This is a genomic window from Kitasatospora sp. NPDC101183, assembly GCF_044767945.1.
Taxonomy (GTDB): domain Bacteria; phylum Actinomycetota; class Actinomycetes; order Streptomycetales; family Streptomycetaceae; genus Kitasatospora.
The window spans coordinates 335,248-349,185 of sequence record NZ_JBIWOW010000003.1 but is presented as its reverse complement, the minus strand read 5'-3'; the positions used below and the strand labels follow the sequence as shown (position 1 = coordinate 349,185).

At 70.4% G+C, this 13,938-nt stretch carries 18 protein-coding genes and 1 pseudogene; 10 read left to right on the top strand and 9 right to left on the bottom strand.

Features of this window, described 5'->3' with window-relative positions; all coding sequences use genetic code 11:
• Positions 1-110: 110 nt before the first annotated feature.
• Complete coding sequence (locus ACIRRS_RS05405; RefSeq protein WP_402965342.1) at positions 111-851, top strand: hypothetical protein; 741 nt, start codon at positions 111-113, stop codon at positions 849-851.
• An 88-nt stretch (positions 852-939) separates the two neighbouring features.
• On the opposite strand, the gene ACIRRS_RS05400 is transcribed toward ACIRRS_RS05405, so the two are convergent.
• Positions 940-1,467: a GNAT family N-acetyltransferase gene (locus ACIRRS_RS05400; RefSeq protein ID WP_402965339.1), complete on the bottom strand. Its 528-nt coding sequence runs from the start codon at positions 1,465-1,467 to the stop codon at positions 940-942.
• A 113-nt stretch (positions 1,468-1,580) separates the two neighbouring features.
• Between ACIRRS_RS05400 and ACIRRS_RS05395 the strand changes: the two genes are divergently transcribed.
• The gene (locus tag ACIRRS_RS05395; RefSeq protein ID WP_402965337.1) at positions 1,581-1,967 is read left to right on the top strand and encodes a barstar family protein; all 387 of its coding nucleotides are present in this window, start codon (positions 1,581-1,583) and stop codon (positions 1,965-1,967) included.
• Positions 1,968-2,049: 82 nt separating this feature from the next.
• Here ACIRRS_RS05395 and ACIRRS_RS05390 read toward each other — a convergent pair whose 3' ends face one another.
• The 6 genes from ACIRRS_RS05390 to ACIRRS_RS05365 all read right to left on the bottom strand — a co-directional run bounded on the left by ACIRRS_RS05390 (position 2,050) and on the right by ACIRRS_RS05365 (position 6,067).
• Positions 2,050-2,616: an exonuclease domain-containing protein gene (locus ACIRRS_RS05390; protein ID WP_402965335.1), complete on the bottom strand. Its 567-nt coding sequence runs from the start codon at positions 2,614-2,616 to the stop codon at positions 2,050-2,052.
• 55 nt (positions 2,617-2,671) lie between these two features.
• On the bottom strand, positions 2,672-3,307 hold the full coding sequence (locus ACIRRS_RS05385) for a DUF6215 domain-containing protein (RefSeq protein WP_402965333.1): 636 nt from the start codon (positions 3,305-3,307) through the stop codon (positions 2,672-2,674).
• A gap of 573 nt (positions 3,308-3,880) precedes the next feature.
• On the bottom strand, positions 3,881-4,084 hold the full coding sequence (locus tag ACIRRS_RS05380; RefSeq protein WP_402965331.1) for a DUF397 domain-containing protein: 204 nt from the start codon (positions 4,082-4,084) through the stop codon (positions 3,881-3,883).
• 43 nt (positions 4,085-4,127) lie between these two features.
• On the bottom strand, positions 4,128-4,856 hold the full coding sequence (locus ACIRRS_RS05375; protein WP_402965329.1) for a GntR family transcriptional regulator: 729 nt from the start codon (positions 4,854-4,856) through the stop codon (positions 4,128-4,130).
• Positions 4,857-5,037: 181 nt separating this feature from the next.
• On the bottom strand, positions 5,038-5,241 hold the full coding sequence (locus tag ACIRRS_RS05370; protein ID WP_402965327.1) for a DUF397 domain-containing protein: 204 nt from the start codon (positions 5,239-5,241) through the stop codon (positions 5,038-5,040).
• Positions 5,234-6,067, bottom strand: a complete 834-nt coding sequence (locus ACIRRS_RS05365) for a Scr1 family TA system antitoxin-like transcriptional regulator (RefSeq protein ID WP_402965325.1) — start codon at positions 6,065-6,067, stop codon at positions 5,234-5,236. Before ACIRRS_RS05365 ends, ACIRRS_RS05370 begins: the two co-directional genes overlap by 8 nt.
• Before the next feature lie 516 nt (positions 6,068-6,583).
• Here ACIRRS_RS05365 and ACIRRS_RS05360 point away from each other — a divergent pair.
• The 4 genes and pseudogenes from ACIRRS_RS05360 to tgmC all read left to right on the top strand — a co-directional run bounded on the left by ACIRRS_RS05360 (position 6,584) and on the right by tgmC (position 9,435).
• Complete coding sequence (locus ACIRRS_RS05360; RefSeq protein WP_402965323.1) at positions 6,584-7,006, top strand: ATP-binding protein; 423 nt, start codon at positions 6,584-6,586, stop codon at positions 7,004-7,006.
• Between the two features lie 42 nt (positions 7,007-7,048).
• Positions 7,049-7,309 carry a putative ATP-grasp-modified RiPP gene (tgmA, locus tag ACIRRS_RS05355; protein ID WP_402965321.1) on the top strand — a complete coding sequence of 87 codons (261 nt, stop codon included), beginning with the start codon at positions 7,049-7,051 and terminating at the stop codon, positions 7,307-7,309.
• Positions 7,309-8,281, top strand: a pseudogene (tgmB, locus tag ACIRRS_RS05350) (ATP-grasp ribosomal peptide maturase). The gene tgmA and the pseudogene tgmB overlap by 1 nt, the downstream one beginning before the upstream one ends.
• Positions 8,278-9,435 (top strand): ATP-grasp peptide maturase system methyltransferase, encoded by a 1,158-nt coding sequence (tgmC, locus tag ACIRRS_RS05345; RefSeq protein ID WP_402965318.1) that lies wholly within the window; start codon positions 8,278-8,280, stop codon positions 9,433-9,435. The pseudogene tgmB and the gene tgmC overlap by 4 nt, the downstream one beginning before the upstream one ends.
• On the opposite strand, the gene ACIRRS_RS05340 is transcribed toward tgmC, so the two are convergent.
• Together ACIRRS_RS05340 and ACIRRS_RS05335 are read right to left on the bottom strand one after the other, a co-directional pair.
• Entirely contained in the window at positions 9,428-9,847 is a 420-nt protein-coding gene (locus ACIRRS_RS05340; RefSeq protein ID WP_402965315.1) for a peptidoglycan-binding protein, read from the bottom strand. The two genes, tgmC and ACIRRS_RS05340, sit on opposite strands and share 8 nt — an antisense overlap.
• A gap of 79 nt (positions 9,848-9,926) precedes the next feature.
• Complete coding sequence (locus ACIRRS_RS05335; protein ID WP_402965313.1) at positions 9,927-10,898, bottom strand: hypothetical protein; 972 nt, start codon at positions 10,896-10,898, stop codon at positions 9,927-9,929.
• A gap of 369 nt (positions 10,899-11,267) precedes the next feature.
• Here ACIRRS_RS05335 and ACIRRS_RS05330 point away from each other — a divergent pair, with 369 nt between their 5' ends.
• From ACIRRS_RS05330 to ACIRRS_RS05315, 4 genes are all read left to right on the top strand, one after another.
• Positions 11,268-11,921: a papain-like cysteine protease family protein gene (locus ACIRRS_RS05330; RefSeq protein WP_402965310.1), complete on the top strand. Its 654-nt coding sequence runs from the start codon at positions 11,268-11,270 to the stop codon at positions 11,919-11,921.
• 4 nt (positions 11,922-11,925) lie between these two features.
• A complete protein-coding gene (locus ACIRRS_RS05325; protein ID WP_402965307.1) occupies positions 11,926-12,804 on the top strand; it encodes a hypothetical protein in 879 nt (292 codons plus the stop codon).
• Between the two features lie 132 nt (positions 12,805-12,936).
• The gene (locus ACIRRS_RS05320) at positions 12,937-13,485 is read left to right on the top strand and encodes a DUF4240 domain-containing protein (protein WP_402965305.1); all 549 of its coding nucleotides are present in this window, start codon (positions 12,937-12,939) and stop codon (positions 13,483-13,485) included.
• A 309-nt stretch (positions 13,486-13,794) separates the two neighbouring features.
• Positions 13,795-13,932 (top strand): hypothetical protein, encoded by a 138-nt coding sequence (locus ACIRRS_RS05315; RefSeq protein WP_402965302.1) that lies wholly within the window; start codon positions 13,795-13,797, stop codon positions 13,930-13,932.
• Positions 13,933-13,938: the final 6 nt, after the last annotated feature.

The following is a 13,938-nucleotide window of genomic DNA, read 5'->3' as shown; positions in this document are numbered from 1 at the left end:
GTTCGGTGAAACTCCCCGTCCACAAAACCTGTTGGTCTCAGGCACTGTTGCGTCCACGATAGGTTTCCCGCACAGACGTTCATGTTCTTCACGGGGGACCCACCATTTCCATGCACCACGCCGAGCCTCAGCACGGCACCGTACCCGCCGCCACGCACCCGACCCCGGCCCCCGCCGACGGCGAGGAGCAGTTGGCCTGCGCGCACTGCGGCGCCGTCCCGGCCGTGAACGCGACCTTCCGCGGGCACCTGGGCTTCATCGTGATCCTGAAGTACCTCAAGCGCCAGGGCCCGTTCTGCCGCACCTGCGGGATCGCCACGCACCGTGAGATGACCTCCGACAGCCTCTGGCAGGGCTGGTGGGGCATTCCCTCGATGATCGTCAACCCGATCATCATGCTGCTCAACGTCCCGCAGCGCCTGAAGGTCAACAAGCTGCCGGAGCCGGCTCCGGGCGCGCCCGGCCCGTCGATGGACCCCGGCAAGCCGGTGTACCTGCGGCCCGTGATCTTCGGTGTCCTCATCCCGGTCGTCCTGGGCTCGATACTGTTCCTCACCCTGAAGGACGACCCCGGGTTCGCCGAGGCGGGCGACTGCATCCACAACAACAGTCCGCTCGTCTTCCCTGGCGCCGTCAACCAGAACGCCGACGTGAAGATCGTCCCCTGCTCCGGTCCGGACGCCGAGGCCCGCGTGGTGGCCCGCAAGGACGACACCGTCGACGGCGAGAGCGCGTGCCGGGCCTTCCCCGAGGCGGACGGCTACTTCACCTACGAGAGGCGCGACACCAAGTACACGCTCTGCCTGAAGACCATCAAGCAGCGCCCGGTCCCGATCCTCACCCCGAGGTAGGCCCCTCGCCGCCAGGGCAGCCCGACGGCCCCCACCGAAACCCGGTGGTGGGCCCTCCGGCCGTTCGGAACGGACGGCCCGTCGGCGACTACCGTTCCCGGAGCATGACCGCGAGCCGTGGCGAATCCGGCGTCGCCGCCTGGCTGTTGAACACCCGGTACCCCCAACGCTCGTACACGGCCTGCACCTTGCCGTCCCCGGCGGCCGGGTTGACCATCAACACCGCCCGCCCCTCCCCCCGCCTCGCCAGCAACTCATCGTGCAACTGCCGCGCCACCCCCGTCCCGCGCCGGCTGTCCCGCACCCCGATCTCCCTCAGCGCCAGCACGGGCGCCTCCGTGAACCCCTCGGGCAGCGGCTCCGCCATCCGCCCCCAGTACGGATCGTCGGCCCCCACCGAGTTCCCGTAGGCGTACCCCACCGCCACCCCGCCCTCGTACGCCAGGACCAGCCCGAACCCGGCCCCGTCCAGGTGCCGGTCCAGCCGCTCCCCGAACGCCTCCACGGAGTAGTTCGCCAGATGCAACAACGGCGCCCTCACCTCCGCGTACACCCCGACCAGGTCCTCCCGCACCTGCCCGGCCAGTTCGCCGTGATACCGAAGCTCGACACCCATGCCGCATTCCTCCCACTCGACACCGACACTCGACACCGACCGGATCATGTCACCCGGCTATCGTGTCGCACGCAGACCGATGTCCACGGACGGGAAGCAACGGACGGGAAGCAATGGACCACTACTGGACCGGTGGGGCGCCGTGGGTGCACCACCTCGACGAGGACGCCCAGCGCCCTTCGTTCCTCCTCCCGCCCTCGGGAACCAGCTACGTGGCCCGGCTGGACGGCGCCAGAATGGGCGACGAGCAAGGCGTCCACGAGCAGATGAGCGCCCACCTGCGGTTCCCGGCCTACTTCGGCTGGAACTGGGACGCCCTCTCGGACTGCCTCCGCGACATGGCCTGGGCACCCGCCGACCACTACCTGATCGTCATCGAGCGCTCCGCCCTCGTGCTGCGGGAGCGAGGGACCCTTCTCGGAATCCTCGATCGGGCGGGCCGGCACTGGGGCCACCGCCTGGACCAACCGGGCAGGTCCTTCAACTCACTGCTGCTGTAGGCACCGCCACGCTGCTCCGAAAACGGTCGCGGCGTCCGGCGCCTTCCGGCCACCCACGGATCTGACCCTGCCCGCGCGTTCGTCAGGCCGGCCAGACGTCCCGCTCGGCGAGGTGGAGCACGAGGGCCGCGATGTTCCAGGCGTCGTCCTCGCCCCGGTGGTGGCGGCCTTCGAGCGGCAGCCCGGCGATCTCCAACGCCCGTGCCATGCCGGGACGTTTGCGCAGCCCGTACGCCTCGGTGAACACCGCCTTGGCGTTGGTGTGGTGGCGGCCGAAGGGGTAGGCCGTGCGCGTGGCCTCGCACTGCCGCGTGAACTGGTGGCGGTCGTAGTCGCCCCAACTGGCCCACGGCCGCGAGCCCGCGTGGTGCTCGGCCGCCAGCAGTCGGCAGGCCTCGGCGAAGCCGAGCCCCCGGTCCACCTCGTCCTGGGTGAGCCCGGTCAGTTCCGTGCAGAACTCGCTGACCGTCGACCGTACGGGCCTCACCAGCACCCGGTGCCGGGCGAGGCGCTCGCCGGCCTCCAGGTCGATGACGGTCAGCCCGATCTCGATGATCTCGCTGACCGCGCCGGGCGGCTGCGACCCGGCCCAGCAGGTCGCTTCGACGTCGACGACGTTGACCAGGTGCCCGGTCCAGGTGCTGTCCATGGCGGGAAGCGTAGGAAGGCACGGCGCTCGCGGCACCTGGTTTTCCGGCTCCGCCCTACGCGGCGACCCAGCCCGGGAGGGTCGGCAGCAGGGCCGCGGCGAGACGGTTCAGGGCCGGGTCGTCGACGCTCGTGCCGTCCTCGCGGGAGACGACGAGTTCGAACGTCCGGCCGCCGGAGGCCTTGGCGTCCTGGGCGACGAGGATGTTCCGGGTGCTGGGCCCGGCCTTGCCGCCGAAGGTCATCATGCTGCTCGCGTAGGTCGCGGCGGGGTGGCCGAGGACCGTCGCCTGATCCGTGAGGCCGGGCCGCATCTCGAACCTGTCGTCCACCGAGAAGGTGCTCACCATCAGGGCGAGGACCACGTGCTGGAGGCGCACCTCCACCATCGGCTCCTTCCCGATCGCCATCGGCATCGGGTGCGCGACCACGACATGATCGCCCGGCGCACCCAGCAGCGCGGGCAGGTCCGGCCGGTTCAGCGCGGCGCAGACGGCCGCGTACCCCTCCGAGTCGGCCGGCCGGGGCGCGTCGCACACGACCGCCTTGGCCTGCTCACTCCGGTCGGCCGAGCCCCCGAACAGCCCCGCCCCCCACAGCCCGGCCACGACGGCACAGACCACCGCCGCCGCAACCGCGACCTTGATGCCCACCCGGCCCTTGACCGGCTCGACGACGTTCTCCGCTTCCACCCCTGGCCCCCCGCTACGAAAATCGGCCTTGATCGTAGCGCCCTCCCGACCCCACGGCCTGCGGGTTTCCCCGTCGGGCGGCCTTCTTCGCGGCAGCTACCCCCACATCCCGAAGGTTCCGGGCCGCCCGCTCGCCCGAGCGGGCGGCCCGGCTACTGCCCCGCGCCGTACTCGTAGCCGATGGTGTACCGCGCGGGGAGGTGAAGAGGTAGCCCTCGACCGCCAGTTGCTGGACCGCCCTGGTCACCGTGGCGATCTTCATGAACGTGTTCCGGTCGGACATGCCGGCATCACTCCGAACGGGTTCCTCGATGGCGCGCTGGGACACCGACGCAGCGTCATGCGTCACCGAACAACTGCGTAGCGTCGCTACCCGCTCCAACGTCCAACAGGACCTGGCGGGCCTTCCCGGTGAGGTCGATGTCGTGGCGAAGCTCGATGGTCACGCAGCCGCCCGCTGCTCATCCGGGGTTGTGACAGCGCCTACTCCAACTACCCTTCGCTCCGGCTTGATTCCAGGGTCGCTGCGCAGGAAGTCGGCTCGGCCGACTTCCTGCGCACCCACCCGAGGACTCAGACCTCGCCGAACTCGCCCTCCTGGACAGCGCCGATGAACGACCGCCATTCATCCGCCGGGAACACGAACGCGGGCCCCTCCGGGTCCTTGGAATCCCGGACCGGCACCCCACCGACGGTCGCGATCGCGACCTCGACGCATTGTCCCGCCTGGTGGCTGTACGAGCTCTTCCGCCACGTAGTGCTGCGCAGGTCATCCATGGTCAAAACCCTTCCACAGGTCTCCGATGAACAGGTGGCCCGGCTACTGCCCCGCGCCGTACTCGTAGCCGATGGTGTACCGCGCGGGGATGCACCACTCCCCGTACTCGATCACGCCGCGCTCGTCCGACCACCGGTGAACCCCCGCGAGGATGGGGGAGCCGACCGAAATGCCGAGCGCGGACGCCTCACGCGCGTTGGACGACCTGCCGTGCATGTCGTCCCGGGCGTGCCTGATCGTCCGGTCGGTGGCTGCGAGGACCTTGGCCAGGAGCCCGGCGTTCGTTCCCGGGGCGGTGGACAGCAGATCCGGAACCAGCGCGGCGAACTCGGCCGGGTAGTACACGCCCTGGTACATCGTCCGGTTCTTCCCCCGCCCCGTGACGAACTCACGGCGCACCAACTGGTCCCCGGGGTCGAGGCCGAACAACTCCTGGACGTACAGCGGCGGCACCTTGAGTTCGGCCACGGTCACGATGCTCGTCTCGTGATCCATCAGGCTGGAGCGGACCCGTTGGACGTGCAACAGCCGGTCCCGGGGGGCGGAGGTCACCTCGGGCTCGTCGGCCACGAAGGTCCCGCGCGGGGAGGTGAGCAGGTAGCCCTCGACCACCAGTTGCTGGACCGCCCCGGTGACCGTGGCGATCGAGACGCCCCATGTCTTCGACAGTTCCCGCTGCGTGGCCAGCTTGGTACCGGGGTCGAGTTCCCCCGTGAGGATCAAGCGCCGGTAGTGGTCGGCGATCCTCATGAACGTGTTCCGGTCGGACATGCCGGCATCACTCCGGACGGGTTCCTCGATGGCGCACTGGGACACCGGCACAGCGTCATGCGTCACCGCACAACTGCGCAGCGTTGCCACCCGCCCCAGCCCGCATGCACGGCAATCGCGTTCGAACCGCCTGGTGCGTAGGAAGTCGGCCCCGCCGACTTCCTACGCAGCGGGCCAAGACTCAGCCCTCGCCAAACTCGCCGTCCTGGACAGCACCGACGAATGACTGCCAAGAACTGGCCGGAAAGACCAGAGCGGGACCCTCGGGGTCCTTGGAGTCCCGGACGGGGACGACGCCAGGCAGGCTGCCTGAGACTTCGACACACTGTCCCGCCTGGGTGCTGTGAGAACTCTTGTACCAAGTGGCATTGCGTAGATCATCCATGCTCAAAGCCCTTCCGCACGTCTCGAATGAACCCTTGGGTCGCGGCCCGAGGCAACGCTTCGGCCTGGAGATGATCGTACTCACCGGTCCACACCGCCAGCGTCTTCGGATCGCGCTCAAGGAAGCCCCGCCGCTCCGTCTCGCCATATCCCACGATGGACCTGTTCGCCATGGTCAGCAAGGTAATTGGATGCCCGAACGGTCGGTCCTCGCCTGCCGAAACAGGACACACCTGCACCAGGAAGCGAGGGTGCGCGGCAAGAGCCTCCAGGTACTTGAGTTGCGCCACCATGACATCGCGACCCCCAATCGGTCGCCGTAGCGCCCCCTCGTCTATGACGGCCTGAACATGTGGCTCCGGGGCCTGGGCCAGGGCTTGTTGCCTACGGAGGAGTCGCTCAACTCGTTCATCCGCTTGCTGCTGGGTTGCAGCCCCTCGACGCACCGGGGCGTCCTGATAGGCGCGGGCGTACTCGGGAGTCTGGAGCAGGCTCGGAATGATGTTGATCTCGAACAGTCGCAGCACCACCGCCTTCGATTCGCTGCGCAGGTATTCGTCAAACCCCTCAAACGAGCTCCGCCGACTCGCGCTACCCCACTCTCTCAGGAACTGCTCGCCCAAACCGAATGCCCTGTCAAGTTCGGTTGCAAGCTGTCTACTTGGTTTCCTTCTGCCGTTTTCAAGGGCTGAGATGTACGACGATGTGCAACCGACCAGATCCGCAAGGTGGCCCTGCGTCCACCCTCGCTGCTCACGTGAGGTGCGAAGTAGCACTCCGAACTTGGCAGCAGGGCCGATGTGAGGGTCAAGTTCACGCTTGTTCACGGCAGTTCGTCCTACCAATCCAACAACTCAAGACAGGTTGAACACCAGTTGAGGGTAGAGCACAGTGGGCCACCCCGGGTAGTCGTAGCACTACGGATCGGAGCGGCGCTGTGACCCACACCCACCGAGCAGAGCGGCGAACGTCGCTCACAGCGCGGCTCGCCGCCGCCGGACTCGCCCGCCGGATGCTGGACCAGGGGACACCCCACATGTGGGCCCAACTGCTCACGGGCGAGCACCTCGATGCGCCCGAGGATCTCCGCCGAGCGCCCCAGCGCACTCCCCGCCCGGGCGCCGAGTCCGCGCCGAACTGACCGAACTCCCGCTGCCACAGCGGATCTCCGCTATGGCAGCGGGTTCCAGTGCCTGTCCGCGCAGTTGGCGCTGCACAGGAAGTCGACCCCGCCGACTTCCTGTGCAGCGGACAGGCTCGGCCACTGGAATCGCCGCCCCTCCCGACCCCTCCTTCCGGCAGGGGCGGCACGTTCCCTCACAACCGTCACCAGGAGTTCCACCATGCCGCCCACCACGTCCTCCGCCGGGTTGGTCTCCCTGGATCTGCCCTATCGAGCCGAGTCCGTGTCGGCCGCCCGCCGACTGGTTCGTGCACAGCTGGCCGCCTGGGGTCTGGATCAACTCGTCGACGACGCCCAACTGGTGGTCTCGGAGCTGGTGACCAACGCGGCCAAGACCGGTTGCCGGCTGTGCATGAAGGTGGAGGTCGAGCGGCTCGACGAGGTGGCCGTCCGGATCCGCGTCACCGACGGCTGCCTCGTCCTCCCGATCCTCGTCCAGGCCGACGCCCAGGCCGAAGGCGGCCGGGGCATCGCCTTGGTCGACCGGCTCACCCACGGCCGTTGGGGCGCGGACCTGTTGCCGGACGGCAAGACCGTCCATGCCGAGCTGGGAGTGCCGACCCCGTCGCAGCCCGGCCCCTGAACCACCCAGCCGGACGGCATCAACACACCAAGAGGAGTCATCGTGAACGACATCGAAGCGTCGCCCACCCTCACCCGCCCGTGGGGAGCCACCCGGCTCGCGCCGTACCCGACCGCCGTGCGCCTCCCGTTCGCCACGGTCAGCATCGACCCGGCGACGCAGCTCGGCGTCTTCAAGGACCACGCCGGCCTCGTCGTCGAGATGGGCAAGCACGGCACCAGCAAGGGCACCGAGACCAGCACCACCACGAACCAGGACTCGAAGAACGACCAGGGCCACGACCAGGACAGCACCCGAGACTGATGCCGTCGACCGAGGAGAGGCCGGTTCTCGTGGTCACCGAGGCGGTGGACGTCACCGCTGACATGGTGATCACCGAACTCAACCGGCACGGTGTTCCGGTGGTCAGGTTCGACCCGTCCGACATCGGAACCGGACTGACGGTCTCGGCTCGCTTCGGCACCTGCCCGGCCCCCGTGGCCGGGCAGGTGCGGACCCCGTCGAGGACCGCCGACCTGGCCCGGCTGCGGTCGGTCTACTGGCGCCGACCCGTCTGGCCGACGTTCCAGGGCACCGGCTTGAGCGACGACGAAGCCCGCTTCGCCGCCGCCCAGGTCCGCTACGGCCTCGGGGGCGCGCTCTACGCCCTCGACGGCCCGCTGTGGGTCAACCACCCGCTGCGCGAGGCGGCAGCGGACTTCAAACCCGCCCAGCTCGCCGAGGCCCAGCGCCTCGGCCTGCCCGTTCCGCCCACGATCGTCACCAACGATCTCGACGAGGCCCGGCAGTTCATCACCGATCACGACCAGGTGATCTTCAAGACCCTCCGGTGGACGCCGGTCGAACGCGACGGCGTGCCGGTCACCGGCTGGGCGGAGGCGGTGACCGCCGCCGAGCTCGATGACACCGTGCGCGCAGCACCGCACCTGTTCCAGGCCCTCGTCGACAAGGTCGCCGACGTGCGGGTGCTGGTGGTCGGTCGCCGCATGTTCGCCGTTCGGATCGACTCCGGCCTGCTGGACTGGCGGCGGGACTACTCCGCCCTGTCCTACTGCGTGGTAAACCTTCCCGATCGGCTGACCGCGATGCTCCACGCCTTCCTTCATCGCTTCGGGCTCGTCTCCGGATCCTTCGACCTCGCCGTCGACCGGGCCGGGGAGTACTGGTGGCTGGAGCTGAATCCCAACGGCCAGTGGGCCTGGCTGGAGGATGCGATCGGGTTGGAGATGTCCCGCCGCGTTCGCCGATCTGCTGACACGAGGAGAAGCCCGATGACCGATACCACGCCTCACCGACGTGCGCTCGCCGACCGGTTGGCGAAAGCCGGCGTCCTGTCCGACCCCGCGTGGCGGGCCGCCGTGGAGGCGGTTCCGCGTGAACGGTTCCTCCACCCCGGGGTGTTCCTGCCCGAGGACGGTGGCCGTTGGCGGCCCGTCACCGCACCAGACGCCGAGATCGCCTACAGCGACGAGTCGTTGACGACACAGCTCGACGGCCATCTGACGGCCGACCGGTCGACGGATCTCGTCACCGGCTCCCCCACCTCCTCGTCCACCACGCCCGTGACGGTGGTCGGCATGCTGGAGCACCTGGACGTCCGCGACGGGCATTCCGTGCTGGAGATCGGCACGGGCACGGGCTACTCCGCCGCCCTCCTGTGCCACCGCCTCGGCGAGGACAACGTGACCACGGTCGAGGTGGATCCGGGCGTCGCCCGCCGTGCGGACGACGCCCTCGAGGCGGTCGGCTTCTCCACCTGGACCGTCACCGGCGACGGCCTCCTCGGGTATCCCCACCGCGCTCCGTACGACCGCGTGATCGCGACCTGCGCCGTCCGCCGCATCCCGTACGCCTGGGTCCGCCAGACCAGACCCGGCGGAGTCGTCCTCGCGACCGTCGGCTCCTGGGGCTACGGCACCGGCCTCGCCAAGGTCACCGTGGGCGAGGACGGGACGGCCGCTGGCCGCATCGTCGAGCGCTCCTCGTTCATGCAGGCACGGGCCGAGGCCGCCGTCCCGGTGTCCGGCGACCTCTCCGCCCGTACGGCCTACGCCGACAGCGAGCGGGCTGCCGAGCTGCCGCCGACCCTCCTGGCCGAGTGGATGCCCGCTTTCCTGGCCCAACTCGCGGCTCCGGACGCCCAGTTCGTCCACGCGATGACGAGCGACGGCGCGCAGCTGCGCTACCTGTTCGCCCCGGAGCGCGAGTCCTTCGCGGAGTTCACGGCCACTGACGACGGCTGGACGGTCCGCCAGGGCGGCCCCGTCGCGCTCTGGGACGACATCGAGCGGACGCTCCTGGCCTGGAAGGCGGCGGGGAGCCCGGACATCACGGCCGTGCGGCTCCGCATCACCCGCGAGGCCCATCACTACTGGATCGACGGCGAGCCGGCCCTCAACTGGCAGCACGGCCCGGGCAGGGTCAGTTGAGGACGACGGTGTGCGAGGGGACGTAGTGGCCGCAGGTGCTGGCCTTCTGGAAGTCGTTGACGAGCCACGGGTACTTCTTGATGCGTTCCAGGACGGCCTGGCCCGTCGCGGGGCCGAAGTAGCCGTCGACGATCAGCGGGGCGGCGGCCCACTTGGTGCTGGCGAGTTGCTGGATGCGCCTGATGCCGAGTTCGGTTTCGGGGCCGAAGCGGCTGTCTTCCAGTATGTGTACGTCCGTCAACTGGTTGACGTAGTACTGGATGCAGCGGACGGATGGGCTCCAGTTGGGGTAGCCGTAGCCGACGGTGGGGATGCCGGGGTCGGCGTGGGCGGCAGGAGCGGTGAGGGCGCCGAGGAGGGCGGTGGCGGCGAGGGCCGTCGCGGCGCGGCGGATGGTGCGGATGTGTCGCATGGGGGCCGATCCTAGGGCCCGTCCTGTCGATCACGGGAGTCGGATGTGCCGGCCGGGCCGATGACCGGCAGCACACTCCCTAGACCCACGACCAGCGCATGCCCGCGACCCCCGGCCCGATCCCGGTGGCCACCACGTGGGCGAGATGGTGGCTGTCCAGGGTGAGGTCCACCGTGGTGTCGTCCGGCCCGTCCGAGTCACGAGCGGTGAACCACTGGCACTGCACCGGGAGTTCGGCCGGATCGAAGCGGACGCGCAGCACGTACTGGTCGGCGGGGAGCCGGAAGGCGGTGATGTGCCGGTGGCACCGCACCTCGCTGTGGGGCCGGATCTCGAACGAGAACACCTGGGTCTCGCAGCGGTGCAGCGACCGGTCGAAGAGCAGTTCCGCGAGCACCACCCGGGCCGGCCGGTCCCGGCGCACCCGGCCCAGCCGGCAACTGTCCCCGGCGAGCACCTCGACCGCGCTCTCGTCCATCCCCTCGTCGCAGTCGTAGATCAGCAGGGCCCGGTCGACTCCGTCCTGCCGCGCCCGTACCGCCACCATCGAGCTGACGAGCGCCAGTTCGCGACGCGGACCGATCGTTGCGGTGGTGTGCTCGGTGACGACCTGGAGCTTTCCGGCGGCCGGGCTGTTCAGCTCCGCGAGCAGTCCGGTCAGATCGCCGGGCGTGTGCACCATCTCGGGGTACGGGTGCGGGTACGGGTGCGGTCCGCGCGGCGCCCGTACGGCCGCTCCGCGGGGGCGCGGTGGCCCGAGCAGGACGGTGAGCGAGTGCGCGGGCAGCCCCAGGATCGTCTCCAGCGCGGCCACCACCTGTAAGGACTCCGGGCGTTCGGGCCGGCGCAGTCCGCGCTGCCAGTAGCTGAGGGTGGTCACGGCGATCCGCAGCCCGTTCGTCGCCAGGTGGCTGCGCAGTCGCTCCAGCGGCAGGCCGCGGGCCTCGATCGCGGTGCGCAGGGCGACCTCGAAGGGCCCGGTCCGCAGGGCGGCCAGGACCGCGCCGTTCTCGGCGGGGGAGCCGGCTGCCGACTTCTGACGACTGGCCATCGGACCTCCCTGGGGCTGTGGGAACACCGGCCGTGCAGCGGCGCGGGACAGGACCGAGCGGAAACAGGGTGTGGCGGGCTGTGAAATTACCCGTTTACCCCGGCCGCGTCCAGATACGCGGACCGTCGATCAGGGCGGCGGTCTGCGGTGTTCCCCGCCGTCAACCCGCTTGGCCCTCACAGCTGTTCACAGTTCGGCCGACCGGCCGCCCACGGCTCTGGGACGGCCCCGGGCACGCTGCCTATGCTTCGGCGCAGTCCTGGTTCAGGCGCCGCGACGGCCGCGCGGCACTTCCCCCACGCGCACCGGACGGTTCCGGGAGCACCCGGAACCGTCCCGCGCGCTGTCCCTCCCCGAAGGAGATCCCCCATGAACGGACCCATCCGTGGGTCGTTCCTCCGCGCCGGGTTGGCGGTCCTGTGCACGTTGGCCGCCGTCCTGACCACCGGCGCCGGTGCAGCCGTGGCCGACCCCACCGGCCACGCCTCCCGCACGGTCGCGACCACCACCGCGACCACCACCGCGGCCGCCCCGTACGACGCCGGAGCCACCAAGCTCAACATCGACATGCAGGCCCAGGAGCAGGACCAGTGGTGCTGGGCGGCCTCCGGCAACACCATCGCGACCTTCCTCGGCCACGGCACCAGCCAGAACTCGTTCTGCGACCTCGCCTACGGCCAGAGCACCGACTACCAGTGCCCCAACGAGCCGGGCCAGCTGGCCTGGGTGCAGACCGCCCTCTCCTCGCTCGGCGTCTCCCCGGGCCAGGAGACCGGTGCGCTGCCCTTCGACAGCATCGTCAGCGAGGTCAACGCGGGCAGGCCGATCGAGACCGGCATCTCCTGGGTCGCCGGGGGCGGGCACGCCCAGGTGATCTACGGCTACGACCAGAGCAGCCAGTCGATCTACTGGGGCGACCCGTGGCCCTCCAGCAACCGCTACAACCTGGGGTCCTACTCCTACTACGCCGGCTACAACGGCCAGTTCAACTGGAACGACTCCCTCTACCAGATCGGAGCGTGACGTCATGACGATCCCCCGCGTCTCCCGCACGCTCGCCGTCCTCGCCCTGGCCGGCGGCGGCCTGCTCGCCACCGCCCCGCTCGCCACCGCGGACGGCGCACCCGTCGCACCGGCGGTCGGCGTCCCGTCGGCGGCCGACCTCGCGGCCGCCGGACAGGCGGCGAGGACCGCGCCCGTGGCGCAGACCCTCAGCGGGTTCTTCGCCCACGACAGCAACGCGCCCGCCGCCGCGAGGCCGCTGGCGGTCGCCGCGCCCCAGGTCGTCGGCGCCACGGTGCCGGTGTACTACCTCAACCCGGACTTCGTGGCGGCGTCCTCGTCGTCGGCCGCGGCCCCGGTCGCCAAGCTGGCGTTCGCGGCGACGGAGGCGCGCTCGGCCGACGGCCGCAAGGCCTCGGTCTGGACCGCCCCCGATCCGCAGGGCTCCCGGGCCTGGGTCGAGATCAACATCGCCTCCGGCAGCGACGAGACCGACCAGGCCGCCGCCGCTGCCGCGCTCGGCCCGCAGGCCGTGGCCTTCGAGGAGCCGCAGATCCGCGCCTGGTACGCGCTGGTCGACGGCCACGTCAGGCCGCTGAACCCGGACGCCGTCCGTTCGGTCGGCGCCGACGGCATCACGCTCGACCAGTACCGGCAACTCGTCCACGACCGCTACGCCGACAAGCTGCCCGGCACCGAGTACGCGAAGGCCCACATGCTCGGCGGCCTCGACCGGGGCCCGGCCGCCCCCGGCAAGGCGCTCGCCGCCCCCGGCACCCCGGCACACGGTTCCGTGAGCCTCGGTGCGGCGGGCCTCCTGGCCGCACTGGTCGCGGTCACCGGAGCCCTCGGCCTCGGCGGCCTCCTCCGTCGCCGCCGGGCCACCACCCGCGCCGCCGGCTGATCCCTCGATGCCCGGCGCGCACCGTACCCGGAGGTACGGTGCGCGCCGGGCATCGGTGCTGCCGGCCGGGAAGGACACTCCCCAGGGCCCGGTGGGGCCGGCTGTCGGTGGGGGGTGGCAGAGTCGGCGGGCATGGGGATCGACGAGTTCTGGGCCATCATCGAGGCGGCGCGCACGGCGGCGGACGAGCCGTTCGCGGAGGCGTTGACGGACGTGCTGGCGGGGTTGCCGCCGGAGCGCATCCTCGCCTTCGACGAGTGCTTCGACGCCGTGCACGCGTCCGTCTACCGCTGGGACGTGTGGGCGGCGGGCTACCTCGTCCACGGCGGCTGCTCGGACGACGGCTTCATGGACTTCCGGGCCGGACTGATCAGCCTCGGCCGGGAGTGGTTCGAGCGCGTGGCGGCCGATCCGGACGCGCTGGCCGGGCACCCGCTGGTGGACGGCTCGCTCGACGACCTGGAGGAGGCTCTGCTCCAGGAGGACGCCAACTACGCGGCGCAGCAGGCCTACGACCGGGTGACCGGGGTGGACGGCAGCTGCTACGAGGCGCAGGCGGCCGCGCGACCGGCGGCGGAGGACGTCGAGCCCGACATGGGCGAGGCGTGGGACTTCGAGGACGACGAGGAGATGCACCGCCGCCTGCCCCGGCTCGCGGCGCTCTGCCTTGACGGTGAGTGATTCAGAGATCGACGTGGTCGACGGACCGCATCAGTCCTTGGAGGACCTGACCTCCGGGGGTGGCAACGTGATGTACGGCGTCTACGAGACGCCCGTCACCTGGTAGTACCCACGCGCACGCCGACGGCTGGTCCCCTCCATCGGGGGGACCAGCCGTCGGCGTTCCCGCTTCCGCCCCACTCCCGTTGCCCTTGACTCCCTCTCCGCCGAGCCTCTATCGTCCCCTGTCATGAGTTCGAACCCTGATACACATCATGGTTCGGACTCACTGCAGACGTCTATGGATTCGACGAACCCTGTGGAGCCCCCTTGACGACCAGCCCCCGCGCCACGCCCGCCGTGGTGTGCCTCGCCGGCGGACTGCCGCCCGCCTCCCTCACCAGCGCCTCCCTCACCGGCACCTCCGTCGCGCTGCCGAGGATCGCCACCGATCTGGGCGCCGGTTGAGCCCGT

Coding starts and splice junctions, on each gene's coding strand:
- ACIRRS_RS05405 (WP_402965342.1), top strand. CDS start 111: ATGCACCACGCCGAGCCTCAGCACGGCACCGTACCCGCCGCCACGCAC.
- ACIRRS_RS05400 (WP_402965339.1), bottom strand. CDS start 1,467: ATGGGTGTCGAGCTTCGGTATCACGGCGAACTGGCCGGGCAGGTGCGG.
- ACIRRS_RS05395 (WP_402965337.1), top strand. CDS start 1,581: ATGGACCACTACTGGACCGGTGGGGCGCCGTGGGTGCACCACCTCGAC.
- ACIRRS_RS05390 (WP_402965335.1), bottom strand. CDS start 2,616: ATGGACAGCACCTGGACCGGGCACCTGGTCAACGTCGTCGACGTCGAA.
- ACIRRS_RS05380 (WP_402965331.1), bottom strand. CDS start 4,084: ATGGATGACCTGCGCAGCACTACGTGGCGGAAGAGCTCGTACAGCCAC.
- ACIRRS_RS05375 (WP_402965329.1), bottom strand. CDS start 4,856: ATGTCCGACCGGAACACGTTCATGAGGATCGCCGACCACTACCGGCGC.
- ACIRRS_RS05370 (WP_402965327.1), bottom strand. CDS start 5,241: ATGGATGATCTACGCAATGCCACTTGGTACAAGAGTTCTCACAGCACC.
- ACIRRS_RS05360 (WP_402965323.1), top strand. CDS start 6,584: ATGCCGCCCACCACGTCCTCCGCCGGGTTGGTCTCCCTGGATCTGCCC.
- tgmC (WP_402965318.1), top strand. CDS start 8,278: ATGACCGATACCACGCCTCACCGACGTGCGCTCGCCGACCGGTTGGCG.
- ACIRRS_RS05340 (WP_402965315.1), bottom strand. CDS start 9,847: ATGCGACACATCCGCACCATCCGCCGCGCCGCGACGGCCCTCGCCGCC.
- ACIRRS_RS05335 (WP_402965313.1), bottom strand. CDS start 10,898: ATGGCCAGTCGTCAGAAGTCGGCAGCCGGCTCCCCCGCCGAGAACGGC.
- ACIRRS_RS05330 (WP_402965310.1), top strand. CDS start 11,268: ATGAACGGACCCATCCGTGGGTCGTTCCTCCGCGCCGGGTTGGCGGTC.
- ACIRRS_RS05325 (WP_402965307.1), top strand. CDS start 11,926: ATGACGATCCCCCGCGTCTCCCGCACGCTCGCCGTCCTCGCCCTGGCC.
- ACIRRS_RS05320 (WP_402965305.1), top strand. CDS start 12,937: ATGGGGATCGACGAGTTCTGGGCCATCATCGAGGCGGCGCGCACGGCG.